The following is a 15,946-nucleotide window of genomic DNA, read 5'->3' on the forward strand; positions in this document are numbered from 1 at the left end:
TTTGCAAAAGGGTTTCCCCTCTCGCATCCCCCTTCCCCAAGGACACCTCATGAAACGTAAAATCATCGAAATCGACGAGGCCTTGTGCAACGGCTGCGGCCAGTGCGTGACGGGCTGCGCCGAGGGGGCGCTCGCCATCGTGGACGGCAAGGCGCGGATCGTGGCCGACCACTTCTGCGACGGCCTGGGCGCCTGCATCGGCCACTGCCCGACCGGAGCGTTGCAGATCATCGAACGGGAAGCCCCGGATTTCGATGAAAAGGCCGCGCTTGCCCATGTGGCCGCCATGGAAGGCAAAAAAATGTCCGGCGGTTGCCCTTCGGGGCAGCCCCTGACCCTGACGCCCTGCCAGCAGGCCAACATCCCGACTGGGCGGACGCCGGTCGCCGGCTCGGCCCTGTCCAGCTGGCCGATCAAGCTGCGGCTCGTGCCGCCTACGGCCCCGTTTCTAAAGGGCGCGCGCTTGCTTCTTACCTCGGACTGCGTGCCGCCGGCCTTTCCCGCCTTCCACAGCGCTTTTCTGCCCGGCCGGGTGGCGCTGCTCGGCTGTCCGAAGTTCGATGACGTCCAGGCCTATGTGGACAAGTTGACGGCCATCGTGCGCGAAAACGCCGTTGCGGACATCACCGTGCTCCAGATGGATGTGCCCTGCTGCTCGGGCATGGCCCGCATCGCGGCCATGACCGTGGCCGCCTCGGGCCGGGACATCCCCGTCACCCGGGTGGTGGTCGGCAGGCGGGGCGGGATCGTGTCCATGGGACCGGTTTCCGAAAAGGGATCCGCGCGGGGGATAACCCTTTAAAAAGGCCGGCAGCCCCTCTCGCGCTTTCCCCCTCCTAAACTTTTTACCTTAAAAAATTGGATAATCTCTCGTCACCAATCAAGGAGACCCGCCATGAAGAAAATCAACATCTTCGAGGAAGGTCCGTTCAAGGATACGGGGTACGGCATGCTGTGGGTTCATGATTCGGCCGACTTTCGCATCATTAACTTCAACTTCAAGGCCGGCCAGACCCTGCCCGTGCACAACCATGAAGTGGACGGCGAACTGTCCATCGTGGTGCTCGAAGGCGAAGGGGAATTTCTCGGGGCCGATGATGCGACGTCGCCGGCCAAGGCGGGCGACGTGGTGGTGTGCCCCATCGCCATGCCCCATGGCATTCGCGCCATCACCGACATGCGCGTGTTGGTGACCATCGCGCCGCCCCCATAATCCTTCGCCAGAAAAAAACGCGTCAAATGAAATTATCTTGGCGCGGGCACGTGATTTCAATGGGTTATAGTGCGAAGCCCCCTTGTCAGCGGCGCGGTTATGTGAAAAAAATCGCAATAGACGACCGCGATGCGGGGTCGCGGCGCGGCGAGGCACGCGCCGGCGCGTAATGCCAACCACGCGCCGACGAAACGGTTCGCTCCAAGCAAACGCCATAAGCGGACGCGAACCCGCCGGCCTCCTTATTCGGACCCCAAACCACAAGGACTTTGGCGAACCGGCTTCGCCGCGCCACGCCCTGCATCGCGGCTTCGTATCGGAAAAGGGGCACAGGATCGGCTCCCCGATGACGGAAGGCGGAAGAACCCGCCGTAGCGGGGTGTTGAGAACTTTCTCGGCAGGCCGTCAGGCAACGATCTTTGGTCCGTCCTTGGCCAGCTTGTACCCGGGGAAGACATCGCCGAGCCTGCTTTCGGGCAGGCCCAGATGGCGCACGGCAATGCCGGCGATCACGTCGCGCCAGTCCGTGGCCACGGGGATGTCGTGCCCGCCGGCCAACCTGTGCCCGGCCAGCCCCGGCCAGTCGCCGTAGAGCCGGCCGCCGGCCACCGGACCGCCGAGCGCCAGCATCACGCCGCCCTGGCCGTTGTCCGTGCCGCCGAATCCGTTTTCCCGGGCCGTGCGCCCGAATTCCCCCAGCGCCACAATGACCGTGTCGTCGGCATGCCTGCCGAGGGCCTTCACCATATTGGCCAAGCCCTGACCCGTCTCGCGCAGCCGATCGGCCAGATAGCCCTTGGCCACGCCCTGGCAGGAATGGGTGTCGAAGCCTCCGATGGCCAGATAGGCCAGAGCCGCGTCGCGCCGGCGCGCCAGTTCGCGGCCGAAACGCTCGGCGAAATCCGGGAAAGCGGGCGCGGGGATGGCCCCGGCCGCCGCCCGGCGCGCCTCGGCCAACAACTTGGCCAGCACTTCCCTGCGCTCGTTCCGGCCGGCCGCAAAGGCCTTGGCCAGGGGTTCCTTGCCGGAAAAAAGCTGTCCCGCCGCATCGAAAAGGGTCTGGTCCTCCACCGGCAGGCCGGGCAGGCGTGGGCCGCGCCCCGGGGCGATCATGTTGTAATGGGGCGCGCCGTCGTACACGTCGCCCCGGCAGGCGACGAGCATCTGCCCCTTGCCGCCGCCAAGGGCCACGGCCAGCCGGCCGAGCCAACCGGTGCGGCCGGAGCCGCCTGCGGCCGTGCCCCGGGCAAAGGCGGCCACCGCCGCAGCATGTTGCGGCCTGACGCCGGGCAGGCCGCAGGCCGGAATCAGGGCCAACTTCTTTTGGCCGAAAAACGGGGCCACATCGGCCAGGGCCGGATGCAGCAGGAAGCCGTCTCCCAGGTCCAGCCCGCCGCAATCGGCCGGCAGGGCCAGGGTCGGGCGCAGATAGCGGTACAGGGGATCGCCCGTCGGCGCGACGACGGACAGGCCGTCGGGACCGCCCTGGAGCAGCAGCACCACCAACTGCTTGCCGGCGCGCCAGACCGGCTGGGCCTTCTTCTTGGCCCCGCGCCCTTTCTTGCCGCGCGCGGCAAAAATCCCAGTCGGACAAGCCAGCCCGGCCGCGCCCAGCATGGCCAGAAACCGCAGCGCCTCGCGTCGTCGCACCCTCGCCCCCGATCCGTCGATAGGTCAGTTGGTTATTATGCCTTCGGCGACCAAAGGGCTCCGCCCTCTGGACTCCCGAACCCGAAAGGCTCTCTCGCCGGCACGGATCACGCGGCTCCTGCGCAAAAGCAATCCCCGCCGGCGTAAAGACTTCCCTCGCACCCTTGATCCGTCATCTTGAACGATCGAAAAACTTGAAGCCGGTCCCCCTTGAAAATTTTTGAAGGGGGGTCCGGGGGGAAACTTTTTCAAAAAGTTTCCCCCCGGCCGCCGGAGGCGCCTCCTCCTCTCCCCTTTAATACCGCATGAAATCGGGCGCGGCCAACAGCACGGCCGGTCCGGCCTTGGCCGCCGTTTTCTTCGCTGCCTCGGACACGGTGGGACCCAGGGTCACGGCCAGCTCGAACACGTCGAGTTTTTTGGGCGTGATGCCAAGGCCCGGGATATGCCCGGCGGCGAGGTCGCCGGCAAAGGTCACGCGGCGCATGATGGCGTCCGGTTTCTGCCAATGGGCGGCGGCCACGGGATAGCCTTCCGGGCCGTCGGCCGCATAGAGCGGCTGGCCAAGGCCGGCCAGGGCACCGGCCAGGGCGGCGGCGTCCGTGGCCTTGGCGCCCACGGCCCGGGCGGCCGAAACGACCTGGCGCAGGGGCGGCTTGAACCGGTTGCCCATGTATTTCGGGTCGAAAAATTCGCGACTGGTGAACAGCGTGCGCAGGGTTTCGCGGATGTCGCCGTCGGTCTTGCCGAAGGTCGCGACCATGCGGGAAACGAGGGCGGCCGGCGGCTCGTCGGCCAGGAAATAGACGGCCAGCTTGCGACAGATGTTTTTGGCCGTGGCCGGGTGGCTGGCCAGGATGCGCAGGGCGGCCACGCCCTCGGACAGGCCGGTGCCTTTGATCGTGTGCCCGAGCAGCACTTTGTCGGATGGATCGTGCAGGTCAACGTCGAAATTGAATCCGCCCGACTCCGACGCTCCCCGGGCCGCGCCCACGCGCCAGCCGGTGAGGATGCGGGCCAGGGCCACGGTGTCGGCCGGCTTTTGCGGACCACCCGGGCCGAGGGTCTGGTGGGCGATGAGGATGGCGGCGTAGGTCGGGTCGAGGGCTTCCTTTGCCGCCGCGCCGTTTTCGCGGTGGACCACGTTTTTCCAGTTGTCCCGGGCGATGAGCATGGCCGGGTGCGTGGCCGTGGCCATAAGCAGGTCGAGAAACTTGCCCATGGCGTGGGGGCGGATGGCCTCGCGCTCGAAGGAGCCGACCCAGAGGTGGGCCAGGCCCTTTTTCGCGCCCAGGCTGAAGTGGTCGCTCCAAAAGGCGACCATGAGTTCGTAGAGTTGCCGCCGGGACCAGATGGCGCGCAGGAGTCGGGCGTTCGCCGCCTCCAGGGCCACCTCGCCGGCCCGGTCGAAGGTGCGGCGCATGGCTTCGGGCCCCGGCTTGGCGGCGGAGGCGGCCGAGGGGCCGTATTCCCGGAACAGATGCACGGTGTCCATGGACTCGCTGGGGAGCTTTTCCAGGGCCTTGGCCAGCGCCGGCGGGTCGTCCAGCTTTTCGTAGGCAAGCTGGCTGTCGATAAAGGCCGGCACGCCCATGGCGGCGACGGCTTTGAGGAGCCCCGGCGTGGGGCCGTAGGTCAGGCGGCTTACGGCCTGGGCCGCCTTGTCGCTGGCCGATGGCGCGCCAGCCGCGGCGGCCGCGACAACCCCGCCAAGAAACAAGGCCGCCAGCAGGGCGAAAAGGCCCACGGCGATGCGGCGAAACGCGGACGGGAAGTTGCGCGACATAGCGGCCATTGCGACACTGTGCGCGGCCGATGGGGAAATGTCAATTGCGCGAAGGCGCTCGGAAAGCCGTGCAGTCGCGCGCAAGACCTGTTACGTTGGCAACAACTGCAAGGAGGATTCGATGCCGCCAGTCTACATGAAACAGACGGTAATCAAGTACGGCGTGGGCTTCGGCTCGGCCCTGGCCATGGCTGTCTCGTTCACCCTCAACAAGTCCATCTTCTGGGCTATCATCCACGGTATCCTGGGCTGGATCTACGTCCTGTACGCCTGGATTTTCAAGACGTACTGAGGCGCGAAACGGCCCGCCACGGCAAAAACTCCGTAGCCGCCTTGCCGGCATCCCCGTGGGCTGTCGGCAAGGCCGTCAATAGAGGAAAATGGTATAGTCCGCCAGGCCCTCCCGTTTGAACGGCACATGGCGTTTGCCGAAAAAATCGGCGATGACATCGCGCATGTATCCGTAGACGAGGATGGCGCCGTGGGGATTTTCCTTCAAGAACCCGTCATCCTTCACCTTGGTGTGGGCGTTGCCGTAATCGAGGTCGATGAACCGGAAGTTGCGCACGTCAAAGCCGTAGTATTGCAGGCCGAAGGCTTCGGGGGAGCGCCAGTCTGTTCCGTGCTTCCAGTTGAGGAGATGGACGGGCAGGCCGGCGGCGGCTAGCTCCCGCGTCTTCAAACCGGCGAGGATGATGGTGTTCCTCGTGCTTTGAAACGTCGCGTCAAGGTGCGACAGGGTCAGGGTGAGGACGATGCACAGCAGCGCGTATTGGGTAACGCGCGGAAAGTTTTCGATAAGCATGCAAAAGCAAAAGAGCAGTAAAATGAGAACAGGGAATCCATACCTTGCGACATAAATTGGAAAAACGAATGAGATGGCATTGATGACAAAGAAAAGGGAAAATACGAAAAGAGAGATATACAGCCAGATCACACGCTGCTCACAAAAATTTTTTACAATAAAATAGGCAGCCCCGTCTTTGGCGGATGCTCTCTGATAAATCGTTTCATTATGGATATAAAATGTAAGACCCAGCACAAAAAAAGTAAAGAAGATGGCACCAGCGTAAAGATCGCCGAAATATTGCGCGAAGCGCATGGCCACAAGAAAATCAAGCCAATCCGGCCGGACGATCCAATCCCCGTGCAGGGCGGGGACACCCTCCAGAAGGTACCTGGAGAGCAAAAAGAGGACAGGAACAAGGCCGATGACGGTCAGGATATTGAACTTTAAAAACCGGGACGTGTTCGGTCGTTCGGGAATGAGAAGCGCGGTTGTCGCGACAAAAAGGCAAACAACAGGAATGCCGATGTACGTCGCATAACACAAAAGAACACTACTGCCTATGAAAAAAAGGACCTTATTATCCGAGTACGAACGTATTGTCGCACAAGAAAAATATAGGCAGAGGACAAACAAAAGACCGTAAAGCGTATAGGGCCGGGCCATGGTGGCCCATTGCATGAAAAAAGGATTGAGACCCAAAAGAATGAGAAAGATAAACGCCAGAAAGCCGTTTACATATCTTTTCACGAGGCTCCAGGACGCAAACAGGCAAAGCACCCCGGCGATGGCGGAGGGCAAGCGCAGGACAAGCTCGGACGGATGCGGCTGCGGCGCGAACACGCGCAACAGGAGCTGGTAGAGAGGAGCGGAATAATCCTGTGTCTGCAAGAGCCCTTCGAGAAAAGGTCGCTTGGCGGTCAGCAGCATGATAAATTCGTCAAGCAGGAGGGCCTTGCTCCTGGAAAGAGCGATATAGAGAACGCCGAAAAGGAGCATCACGGCCAAGGGGATGCTTCTTTCAAAAAAGGCACTGCTTTTACTTTTCATACTTCCCATGCCGCCCGCCAAGTTGCATGGCCCTCTCGCGTTTACGCCGGCAAGCCGGGACCGAAGCGCCCCGCGCCGGAAAAGCGGCCCTTCGCATGGGGAGGGATTCCCCCCGGAAAGAAACACTTCCCTCAAGGGCGCGCGCCGCGCGTTACCGCTTGCCCCCGGCCGACAGGCCCCGACGGTCCACGACGCGGATGGTCTTGCCTTCCTGGCTTCGGGCCAGGCTCCCCGGCTCCACCAGGCGCACGGCGATGCCCACGCCAAGCTCCGAGGCCAGCCGGCGCTCGAGCTTGTCCACAAGCGTTTGATGCTCGGCCACACGGTCGAAAAGCAGCTCCTCGGTGGGCTCCACCTCGAGCAGCGCCTCGTCGAGGGCCCCGTCGCGGGCAACGACGATGCGGTAGTTGGGGGTCGTGCCCTCGACCTCGAGCAACAGCGATTCCACCCGCGAAGGGAACACGTTGACGCCCCGGATGATGAGCATGTCGTCGCTGCGCCCGACAATGCGGCCGATGCGGCGCATGGTGCGGCCGCAGGGGCACGGCCCGGGGAGGATGCGGGTGACGTCGCCGGTACGGAAGCGGACCATGGGAAAGGCTTCCTTGGTGAGCGTGGTGATGACCAGCTCCCCTTCCTCGCCGTCGGGAACCGGCTCGCCCGTGCCCGGGTCCACGATCTCGATGAGGAAATGGTCTTCGCTGACGTGCATGCCGGATTTTTCCAGGCATTCGCCGGCCACGCCCGGGCCCATGATTTCGCTTAAGCCGTAATTGTCCGTGGCCGTGAGCTTGAGACGGTCCTCGATGGCGGCGCGCATGGCCTCGGTCCAGGTCTCGGCCCCGAAAAGCCCGAAGCGCAGGGACAGAGAATTGACGTTGATGTCCATGGCCGCAAGGACTTCGGCCAGATGCAGGGCGTAGCTCGGTGTGGCCACGAAGACCGAGGTGCGGTAATCCTGCATGATGGCCGCCTGACGGCGCGTGCCGCCGCTACTGGCCGGAATCACGGCCGCGCCCACGGCCTCGGCCCCGTAATGAAAGCCCATGCCGCCGGTGAAAAGCCCGTAGCCCAGCGCGATCTGGACCACGTCGTCCTGGCTGGCCCCGGCCGCGACCAGCACCCGCCCCACCAGCCGGGACCAGGTTTTGACGTCGTTTCGGGTGTAGCCCGCGACCACGGGCTTGCCCGTCGTGCCGGACGAGGCGTGAAGCCGCACCACCTCGCGCAGGGGCACGGCGAAAAGTCCGTAGGGATAGGCCTCGCGCAGATCGGCCTTGGTGGTAAAGGGCAGGTTTTTTACATCGGCCAGATCGGTGAAGGCCTCGGGGTCGATGTCGCGCTCGGCGAACCGATTGCGATACAGCGGCACGTTGCGCGACACGCGCATCAGCGTCTCCTGGAGCCTCTCCAGTTGCAGCTGGGCCAGATCGGCCCGGTCCATGGTCTCGAACTCGGGCTCGAAGCATTCGCGCATGGTCCGCCTCCCTGTTTGACGCACCGCCTATGCGTCCTTTTCCCGCCCCAGATAGGCCCGTCGCACGTCATGATTGGCCAAAAGCTGCTCGGAGGTGCCGGAGAGAAGCACCCGGCCCGTCTCCAGCACATAGCCCCGGTCGGCCACGGCCAGGGCGCTCTTGGCATTCTGCTCGACCAAAAGCACAGTGAGCCCCTTGTCGCGGCGCAGCTCGCCCACGTGACGGAATATCTCCTTGCACACCTGCGGGGCCAGCCCCATGCCGGGCTCGTCGAGGAGCAGGCAGCGCGGCCTGGCCATCAGCGCCCGCCCGATGGCCAGCATCTGCTGCTCGCCGCCGGAAAGCGCCGCCGCCTGCTGTCCCCGACGCTCGGCCAGGACCGGAAACATGTCGTACATCGCGTCCCGGTCCGCCAGCGCCTCGCGCCGCTTATACCGCGAATAGGCGCCGAGCAGCAGGTTGTCCTCCACGGTCATCGGCCCGAACACCAGCCGCCGCTCCGGCACATGGGACAGGCCCAGGCGCACGATGCGCTCGGGCTTCACCCCGGCGATGGAGCGGCCGTCGAAGAGCACTTCGCCGGCGGAAACGCGCAGCAGCCCGGAGATGGCGGATAAAAGCGTGGTCTTGCCCGCGCCGTTGGCCCCGATAAGCGCCACGATCTCGCCCGGGGCCACATGCAGCGACACCCGGCGCACCGCATGCACCCGGCCGTAATGGATATCGACGTTGCGCAAGGTGAGCATCAGTCGTCCTCGCCGAGGTAAGCCCGGACCACTTCCGGGTTCGCCTGCACCTGCTCGGGGGTGCCGTCGGCCAGGGGATGGCCGAAATTGAGCACGGTGACATGGTCGCTTATGCGCATGACGAGGTCCATGTCGTGCTCCACAAGGCCGATGGTGACGCCGAGCCTGTCGCGGATGGCCATGATCAGGTCGCCGAGCCGGGCCGTCTCCTTGGAGTTGAGGCCGGCGGCGGGCTCGTCGAGGAGCAGCAGTTTCGGGTCGGCGGCCAGGCCCCGGGCGATCTCCAGCAGGCGCTGTTTGCCGTAAGGCAGGTCGCCGGCCGGGGTGTCGCGTTCGGCGGAAAGCCCTACGAAATCCAGGCAGAAAAGGGCGCGCTCGCGGCAGGCGGCCTCGGCCCGGCGAAAGGACCGGGCGCGCAGCAGGCTTGCGGCGATGGAGTAGCGCGTATGGGCATGGCGGCCGGTCATGACGTTTTCGAGCACGGACATGGAGGTGAAGACTTCCAGGTTCTGGAAGGTGCGCACCACGCCGGCGGCGGCCCGCTTGTGCGGCGGTAGCGTTGCGATGTCGCCGCCGTCCAGAAAGACCCTGCCGTCGTCGATGTGCGTCATGCCCGTGATCACGTTGAGCATGGTGGTCTTGCCCGCGCCGTTGGGGCCAATAAGCGAGGTGACCGAGCCCGCGGCGATGGCGAAATCCGCTTCGGTCAGGGCGTGGATGCCGCCAAAGCGCACGGTGACGCCGGCAACGTCGAGCAGCGCCGTCACCTGGCTTCCCCCGCGCCGACGCGGCGCAGTTTGCGGAAAAGCCGCCCCAGGCCGCCGGTCAGGCCGTCCGGCAGGTACATGATGGTGAGCACCAAAATCGCGCCGTAGACCAGGATGTCGATATCCTCGAACTCGCGCAGCGCCTCGGGCAGCGCGGTCAGAAACAGCGCGCCAACAACCGAACCCCAGACGTTGGCCATGCCGCCGAGCACCACCATGACCACGAGCTGCACGGAGACGCCGAAGCCGAAGGAGGCCGGGGCGATGAAGCTCAGGTAATGGGCGTAGAGCACGCCGGCGAGTCCCGCCAGCCCGGCCGAAAGCACGAAGACGAAGCGCTTGTGGGCGGCGATGTCGACGCCGAGCGAGGCGGCGGCCTTTTCGCTGACGTGCAGGGCCCGTAGCGCCCGGCCGGTGCGCGAGCGCATGAGATTGAGCGAGACGAGCACCACCAGGGACAGCACCACGGCCACGAGGTTGTAATAGCTGCGGTCGGAATCGAAATCGAAGCCCAGAAGCGACAGGCGCGGAATGCCGACGTAGCCCGACGGGCCGCCGGTCAGGTCCACGGCCTCGTTGAAGACAATGGCCACGATAATGCCGAACCCCAGCGTGGCCATGGCCAGGTAGTGGCCCTTGAGCTTCAAAATGGGCGCGGCCATGACCCAGGCCACGACCATGGCCAGCGCCACCCCGGCCGCCATGCCCACGGGGATGGGCAGGCCGAAACGCGTGGTGCAGATGGCCGTGACATACGCCCCGATGCCGTAGAAAGCCGCGTGGCCGAGCGAAATCTGGCCGGCGTAGCCCATGAGCAGATTGAGCCCCACGGCGATGATGGCGCTTAAGCAGCCGAGGATGCAGATGCTCAGGTAATAGTCGTTGGGCAGCAGGTACGGCACGGCCAGGAGCAGGACCAGAAAAAGCCCGGCCTGGACGATGTTGCGGCCGAGAAGCGGACGCTTCATACCCGGTCCACCCCGGCCTTGCCGAAAAGCCCCGACGGTTTGACGAACAGCAGCAGGAGCAAAATGATGAAGGCGAAGGCGTCCTTGTAGCCCGAGGACACGTACCCCGCACCAAAGGCCTCGAGCACCCCGAGCACGAGTCCCCCGGCCGCCGCGCCAAAGGGATTGCCGAGCCCGCCCAGGATGCAGGCGGCAAAGCCCTTGAGCCCGAGCATCATGCCCACGTCGTAGGCGGTCATGGTGATGGGGGCCAGTATCGCCCCGGCCGCCGCGCCGATCAGCCCGCTTATGCCGAAGGATAAAAGCGCCATCCTGGCCACGGAGATCCCGACCAGACTGGCCGCCTTTTTCTGACAGGCGCAGGCCAGCATGGCCTTGCCCTGGATGGTGGCGGAAAAATACAGCTTGAGCGCGGCAAGCAGGGCCAAGGTCACGGCCAGGACCCACAGGCTCTGGGGCTGGATGGCCGCGCCCAGGGCCAATATCGGCTTGACCCCGGAAAAGGCCGGCAACGAGACCGTGTCCTTGCCGAAAACCAGCATGGCCCCGCCCCGAAGCAGGATCGAGACGCCGATGGTGATGATGACGGCGTTTATGGCCGGCGCGCCGGCCAGGGGCCGGATGGTGAGCCGCTCCATGAGCGCGCCGACCACGGCCGTGGCCAGACAGGCGGCCAGCACCGCCACGGGAAGCGGCAGCCCGAGGCCCGAAAAAGCCACCGACAACATGCCGCCGAGCATCACGAACTCGCCCTGGGCGAAGTTGATGATGCCCGTGGTGTTGAAAATCATCGTGAACCCAAGCCCGATCAGGCCGTAAGCGGCCCCCTGGGTGAGTCCCGACACGAGATATTGCGGCGCGCCCGACAGCATAGCGAATAAGCGAGAGGGGAAACCCTTTTGCAAAGGGTTCTCCCCTCTCGCGCTCTCCCCTTCCTAAACTCTTCGACCGTTATAAGCGGGTTGCCCTTGTTCCCCGGAAAAATTCTTTGGAAAGGGGGTCTGGGGGAAGAACCTTTCTGCAAGAAAGGTTTTCCCCCAGCCGCTTCGTTCCAAGTATCAGTTCCCGACGATGACCCAGTCGCCCTTTTCGATGCGCAGCATGATGAAGGCATCCGGGCCGAGGCCGGCATGGTCCGTGGGGCTGTAGGTGAAGATGCCGCCGATGCCCGGGAAGTCCTTGGTCTTCTCCAGGGCGTCGCGGATGGCCTGCGGCTTGTCCGAACCGGCCGCCTCGATGGCCTTGACCGCCAGATGCAGCGAATCGTAGCCGTGCCCGCCGAAGGTCGAAACCGGGGCGTGGTACTTTTCCTCGTAGGCCTTGGCATAGGCCACCAGCTGCGCCTTTTCGGGATCGGCATCCGGCAGCTTTTCGGCAACGGTGATCTTGCCCGCCGGCAGCAGGATGCCCTCGGCGGCCTCGCCGGCCAGCTCGATGAACTTTTTGCTGGCCACGCCATGGCTCATGTAAAGCGGCGTCTTGATGCCGAGCTGCACCCGGTTTTTCGCCACCACGGCCGGACCGGGGTTGGTGCCCCAGCAGATGATGGCGTCCGGGGACGCGCCCTGGATCTTGGTCAGCTGGGCCGTCATGTCCGTGTCCTTGGGACCGAACACCTCGTCGGCCACAAGCTCGAACCCGTCGGCCGGGACCAGTTCCTTGAGCACCTCGCGGCCGGCCTGGCCGAAGCCGTCGGACACGGTGAGGATGGCCAGCTTCTTGTAGCCCTGCTTCTTGGCATGGGCCAGGATGCGCGCCACGGCCAGCCGATCGGACGGCGCGACCTTGAAGATATACGGATTGACCGGCTTGGTGATCTTTTCCGCCGCCGAGCAGGAAATAAGCGGCACCTTGGCCGCGGCGGCCTTACCCATCACGGCCAGGGAGTTGCCCGAGGTAGTGGGGCCCAGAATGGCCGAGACCCGCTCCTTTTTCAGCAGCCGGTCCGTGGCCAGCACGGCCTTGTTGACGCCCGTTTCGTCGTCCAGGATCACGACCTCGAGGGGCCGGCCCAACACGCCGCCGGCGGCGTTGATCTTGTCCACTTCCATCTGGATGGTGTTCTTCTCCGGCTCGCCCAGAAACGAGGCCGGGCCGGTGACCGACAGCACCGCCCCGAGGCGTACGGGATCGGCGGCCTGCGCCGGGGAGACGGACAAGGCAAACAGTGCGGCCAGGGCGCAAAAAAGGGCATGCAGTCGCATCAAGGGCTCCTTGTGCAAGACGCCGCCGCGCGAGACGGCAATCCCCCGTCGCGCGGCAAACGCCGGTGTCGTCGATTCACGTCCCGCCCCTATAGTCGAGAACGGGCCTGAAGGGAACCGCAAACGCCCCCATGACGCCGCTCGCCGCTTTGCCCAGGTCGGCTTGCCAACGGCGCAAGGCCTGGATTATGCCCGGATAAGACACTCCCATCCCCGCAGCAAGGAGCCTGCCCATGTACCCGATCCTGCGCGCCGTCCTGATCGCCCTGGCGCTTTCCACCCTTGCCGCCGGCCCGGCCCTGGCCCAGGCCAAGGCCCCCGCGCCCCAGGCCGCAACCGCCCCGGCCAACAGCCCCGCCAAAAAAGACGACCAGGGCGCCAAGAAAATCCCCGTGGCCATCGAACACGACGACAGCGACCCCCTCGGCGCACGCCTGGCCTACCGCCTCAAGGAAATGCTCGGCCGCTCCTCGCTCATGCAGCCGTCCGGCAAGGACGAAAAGAAAATCGTCATCGCCATCAAAACCAAGGAAGAATTCCCCGGCCGCCCCAACGTGGCCTCCATCTACTCCATCTCCTGGCTGTTCTCCTCCAAGGAAGGCTCGCTGAAATACTTCCTCACCTCCGAAGCCGGCATCGTCGACGCCCCGGGCATGGACCAGACCGCCGAGGAAATCCTCGGCAAGACCGACAAGCTGGCCACCACCTACGGCTACCTGTTCTAGCGAAGGCGGACGAAGAGGGCGGGGGCTCCGCCCCCGCACCCCCGCCGGGAGGCCACGGGCCCCCCGGTCCCCCCTTCCGGTGCGCGTTGGCCGGGCGGAAGGCTTGGCTGGCTGGCGGAATTGCGGGGGGAAAAGATGGCGGCGGAATTTGTCGGGACGATGCCGCCGCTTGCGCGGCAGGCTCGTCCCAAGCAAATTCCGCCGCCACCACGCCGGTCGCCCCAGGGGGGCGACATTCGGAAAAACCGTTTGTTCTTGAAATGCGGCGCTTCGCCGCTGGCGTGGTTGTTGCCGCAATCGTGTCCGGCGTCGAGGCGTGAAGCGCCTCGTGTCGCCGGGCCGATTGCGGCAACGAACCTCCGTCGTCCCGCCGCCCGACGACACCAACCTCGCCCCCACCCCACTCTCCCCAGCCCCCAGACCGCCTTCCCCCATCCCAACCCGGTAAAGGGGGGTCCGGGGGGCATCAAGCCCCCCGGCGGTGAGGTGCAGGAGAGGCAGAGCCTCTCCTGCCGAGTCCAGGGCAGCGCCCCTGGCCTGCCCGGACGACGCCTTGGCGGATACTTCGTTACAGGCCGCTAAAGTTTTTTTCTCTTTCAGCCGATCATTTCTATCATAACGGACATAACAGACATAACGGCACGCATCACGAAGGAGATTGACGTGATCCAGCCCACACTTTCGACGCTGTTCAGGACGGCTGTACCTTCCTCTTCTTTTACGATGGGCAACCGCGACCCGTCGACGTCTTCCGCAGCATCGGGCGACACGGTCACGTTCTCGCAGGAAGCCCTGGCCAAAAGCCGTGAAAACGTCGAACAAAGCGATACGGCGGACACATCGGATGCAGCCTCCGTCGAAAGTCCTTGGAAGACGCAATACGACCTCGAAGAGGGAACCGTCACCCTGGGCAACGGCCACAAGCAAAAGACCACCATCAAGGGCTCGAAGATGGAGATCCTGGAATATGACGGGTCAAAGCTCGTGCGGAAGGAAACGGGATCCATCGTCGCCGGGACCGTCACCAGGGATATTGAAGAATTTGACAAACGCGGCAAGCTGAGCAGCCGTGTCCATACCGAACTCTACGCCCCGGAGGGCGGCAATTCGACCCATACCAGATCCACCCTGCAGCGTGACATTCAATGGTTCAAAAATGGAAATATCACCAGGGAACTCCATGATTCCATGGAGGTGGACGCTTCCTATTACTCAAATGTAAAACTGCACGATGAATCCATCGGCAATGCCGACACGCTGGAAGACCTCGCTGTAAATATAATGAAAGGCGTCACTGGAAACTTGACGAGCGATTTAATCTCAAAAAATTATTCAGCCGACATTATAGAATATAATGATAACCAAAAAATTTCTCGAACAACATCGATATCCCAGACATTACGGGCGAGAAACGAAACAAACCGAATGACTTTCGACACCGGCGAGGCTATCAACACGACAAAAGAGATTAAAAACATTACGGATTTTTCAGTAAGCCAATCCGTATACGACAATGACGGAAATATTGTGAGCCAGGGATCCTTCAAGGATACCTATGTGAAAGGGGTTTCCCAGTCGCAACAGCTCGATTTCAACCAATACAACAAGGGCGAACTTGTCCAGCAAAGTCATGCCGAAGCCACGCAGCAAGCCACGTCCGGGCACAGGTTACCCAAACGGCCGGACATCCTCGAAGCGCTTTCCCTGACCGAGCAGCAATACAGCGCCACGACGCCGCTCGGGGCCCAAACCTTGCTGGCCGACGGCAAGGAGAAGCAGGTCGAGAATCCCGCCTCGCTTGTGGACGCGACGCTCGGCTACATTGCCGATGGAAACTTCAACTCCGCCAAAAACACGAGCAGAGGCACCGCAAGCGACGTCCCGCACAGCAGTTCCTGGGAAAACACGCTTTATCAGGACGGCAAGAAGGTGCTGCAGCAGCGCGACTCGGAGGTTGTCCGGGAAAATCCCCTGCCGGACTTCACCGGGTTCATGACCGTCACGGGCCTGACCGAGGACCAGGATGCGGTGTATCTACGCAACACCAGTCATTCCGTGGAGACGTACAAGGATGGCCTCGCGGTGGACAATGCTTCGGTCGACATGGACGAGGCCTCGGTCGATGACACGCGCGGCCTGACCCACACCGAAACGAACGTGCACTCGTCCAGCACCACCGGCGGCAAGCGCAAGGAAAACCATATGGCGCTGGCGGATTCCCTTGTTAACGTGGACAACAACAGCACCGCCTCCACGAAAAAGGTAGGGAGCAAGATGCAGATGCTGCTGGATAACGTCCTTTCGGTCTTCCAGGGTTTCGACGACGCGTCCGAGAAAAACTGAACCGGCGCGTCCCCCCTTTCCGGGCGTTTCCTTCCCCGCCGTCGAGGCGTCGCCCCGAGGGCGGGCGCCGATCTCCGCTTCTTTTGGCCTGCCCTTTCCTGGGCCCAGGGCCACCCATCGCCAAAGCCCCCGGGGCGCGTGCGACACCCCTTGGCCATGCCGGGGCCAAAAAGCGACGCCCAAAATACTAGACAACAAGTCCGATTCTGCTTAGACGTTTACAGTCATA

14 protein-coding genes are annotated in these 15,946 nt (G+C 63.8%); 5 read left to right on the top strand and 9 right to left on the bottom strand.

Annotation, left to right across the window (positions count from 1 at the left end; genetic code table 11):
* Window positions 1–49: 49 nt before the first annotated feature.
* Entirely contained in the window at window positions 50–802 is a 753-nt protein-coding gene (locus tag DESFRDRAFT_RS16230; protein WP_005995721.1) for an ATP-binding protein, read from the top strand.
* A 93-nt stretch (window positions 803–895) separates the two neighbouring features.
* Window positions 896–1,213: a cupin domain-containing protein gene (locus DESFRDRAFT_RS16235; RefSeq protein ID WP_005995723.1), complete on the top strand. Its 318-nt coding sequence runs from the start codon at window positions 896–898 to the stop codon at window positions 1,211–1,213.
* A gap of 405 nt (window positions 1,214–1,618) precedes the next feature.
* On the opposite strand, the gene DESFRDRAFT_RS16240 is transcribed toward DESFRDRAFT_RS16235, so the two are convergent.
* Window positions 1,619–2,863, bottom strand: a complete 1,245-nt coding sequence (locus tag DESFRDRAFT_RS16240; protein WP_005995724.1) for a DUF1501 domain-containing protein — start codon at window positions 2,861–2,863, stop codon at window positions 1,619–1,621.
* A 295-nt stretch (window positions 2,864–3,158) separates the two neighbouring features.
* The gene (locus DESFRDRAFT_RS16245) at window positions 3,159–4,649 is read right to left on the bottom strand and encodes a DUF1800 domain-containing protein (protein ID WP_005995725.1); all 1,491 of its coding nucleotides are present in this window, start codon (window positions 4,647–4,649) and stop codon (window positions 3,159–3,161) included.
* Window positions 4,650–4,770: 121 nt separating this feature from the next.
* Between DESFRDRAFT_RS16245 and DESFRDRAFT_RS22755 the strand changes: the two genes are divergently transcribed.
* Window positions 4,771–4,941 (top strand): hypothetical protein, encoded by a 171-nt coding sequence (locus DESFRDRAFT_RS22755; protein WP_005995726.1) that lies wholly within the window; start codon window positions 4,771–4,773, stop codon window positions 4,939–4,941.
* 75 nt (window positions 4,942–5,016) lie between these two features.
* Here DESFRDRAFT_RS22755 and DESFRDRAFT_RS16250 read toward each other — a convergent pair whose 3' ends face one another.
* The 7 genes from DESFRDRAFT_RS16250 to DESFRDRAFT_RS16280 form a co-directional block, all read right to left on the bottom strand.
* A complete protein-coding gene (locus DESFRDRAFT_RS16250; protein ID WP_005995727.1) occupies window positions 5,017–6,495 on the bottom strand; it encodes a glycosyltransferase family 39 protein in 1,479 nt (492 codons plus the stop codon).
* A 142-nt stretch (window positions 6,496–6,637) separates the two neighbouring features.
* Entirely contained in the window at window positions 6,638–7,963 is a 1,326-nt protein-coding gene (locus DESFRDRAFT_RS16255; protein ID WP_005995729.1) for a phenylacetate--CoA ligase family protein, read from the bottom strand.
* 27 nt (window positions 7,964–7,990) lie between these two features.
* Window positions 7,991–8,710, bottom strand: a complete 720-nt coding sequence (locus DESFRDRAFT_RS16260; protein ID WP_005995731.1) for an ABC transporter ATP-binding protein — start codon at window positions 8,708–8,710, stop codon at window positions 7,991–7,993.
* The gene (locus tag DESFRDRAFT_RS16265) at window positions 8,710–9,477 is read right to left on the bottom strand and encodes an ABC transporter ATP-binding protein (RefSeq protein WP_005995732.1); all 768 of its coding nucleotides are present in this window, start codon (window positions 9,475–9,477) and stop codon (window positions 8,710–8,712) included. Before DESFRDRAFT_RS16265 ends, DESFRDRAFT_RS16260 begins: the two co-directional genes overlap by 1 nt.
* The gene (locus tag DESFRDRAFT_RS16270) at window positions 9,474–10,445 is read right to left on the bottom strand and encodes a branched-chain amino acid ABC transporter permease (RefSeq protein WP_005995734.1); all 972 of its coding nucleotides are present in this window, start codon (window positions 10,443–10,445) and stop codon (window positions 9,474–9,476) included. The genes DESFRDRAFT_RS16265 and DESFRDRAFT_RS16270 overlap by 4 nt, the downstream gene beginning before the upstream one ends.
* Window positions 10,442–11,317, bottom strand: a complete 876-nt coding sequence (locus DESFRDRAFT_RS16275; protein WP_005995737.1) for a branched-chain amino acid ABC transporter permease — start codon at window positions 11,315–11,317, stop codon at window positions 10,442–10,444. Before DESFRDRAFT_RS16275 ends, DESFRDRAFT_RS16270 begins: the two co-directional genes overlap by 4 nt.
* 186 nt (window positions 11,318–11,503) lie before the next feature.
* Window positions 11,504–12,649 carry an ABC transporter substrate-binding protein gene (locus DESFRDRAFT_RS16280; protein ID WP_005995739.1) on the bottom strand — a complete coding sequence of 382 codons (1,146 nt, stop codon included), beginning with the start codon at window positions 12,647–12,649 and terminating at the stop codon, window positions 11,504–11,506.
* Window positions 12,650–12,882: 233 nt separating this feature from the next.
* Between DESFRDRAFT_RS16280 and DESFRDRAFT_RS16285 the strand changes: the two genes are divergently transcribed.
* Window positions 12,883–13,374 (top strand): hypothetical protein, encoded by a 492-nt coding sequence (locus DESFRDRAFT_RS16285; RefSeq protein ID WP_005995741.1) that lies wholly within the window; start codon window positions 12,883–12,885, stop codon window positions 13,372–13,374.
* Window positions 13,375–14,037: 663 nt separating this feature from the next.
* Complete coding sequence (locus DESFRDRAFT_RS16290; RefSeq protein ID WP_005995743.1) at window positions 14,038–15,717, top strand: hypothetical protein; 1,680 nt, start codon at window positions 14,038–14,040, stop codon at window positions 15,715–15,717.
* Window positions 15,718–15,946 lie beyond the last annotated feature (229 nt).

Origin of the sequence: Solidesulfovibrio fructosivorans JJ], from assembly GCF_000179555.1 — a bacterium.
GTDB classification, from domain to species: Bacteria; Desulfobacterota; Desulfovibrionia; order Desulfovibrionales; family Desulfovibrionaceae; genus Solidesulfovibrio; species Solidesulfovibrio fructosivorans.

Bases quoted from the DNA above. Each gene is read 5' to 3' on its own strand.
- DESFRDRAFT_RS16270 (WP_005995734.1), bottom strand. From the start codon at position 10,445: ATGAAGCGTCCGCTTCTCGGCCGCAACATCGTCCAGGCCGGGCTTTTT.
- DESFRDRAFT_RS16230 (WP_005995721.1), top strand. From the start codon at position 50: ATGAAACGTAAAATCATCGAAATCGACGAGGCCTTGTGCAACGGCTGC.
- DESFRDRAFT_RS22755 (WP_005995726.1), top strand. From the start codon at position 4,771: ATGCCGCCAGTCTACATGAAACAGACGGTAATCAAGTACGGCGTGGGC.
- DESFRDRAFT_RS16285 (WP_005995741.1), top strand. From the start codon at position 12,883: ATGTACCCGATCCTGCGCGCCGTCCTGATCGCCCTGGCGCTTTCCACC.
- DESFRDRAFT_RS16250 (WP_005995727.1), bottom strand. From the start codon at position 6,495: ATGGGAAGTATGAAAAGTAAAAGCAGTGCCTTTTTTGAAAGAAGCATC.
- DESFRDRAFT_RS16260 (WP_005995731.1), bottom strand. From the start codon at position 8,710: ATGCTCACCTTGCGCAACGTCGATATCCATTACGGCCGGGTGCATGCG.
- DESFRDRAFT_RS16280 (WP_005995739.1), bottom strand. From the start codon at position 12,649: ATGCGACTGCATGCCCTTTTTTGCGCCCTGGCCGCACTGTTTGCCTTG.
- DESFRDRAFT_RS16255 (WP_005995729.1), bottom strand. From the start codon at position 7,963: ATGCGCGAATGCTTCGAGCCCGAGTTCGAGACCATGGACCGGGCCGAT.
- DESFRDRAFT_RS16275 (WP_005995737.1), bottom strand. From the start codon at position 11,317: ATGCTGTCGGGCGCGCCGCAATATCTCGTGTCGGGACTCACCCAGGGG.
- DESFRDRAFT_RS16245 (WP_005995725.1), bottom strand. From the start codon at position 4,649: ATGTCGCGCAACTTCCCGTCCGCGTTTCGCCGCATCGCCGTGGGCCTT.
- DESFRDRAFT_RS16235 (WP_005995723.1), top strand. From the start codon at position 896: ATGAAGAAAATCAACATCTTCGAGGAAGGTCCGTTCAAGGATACGGGG.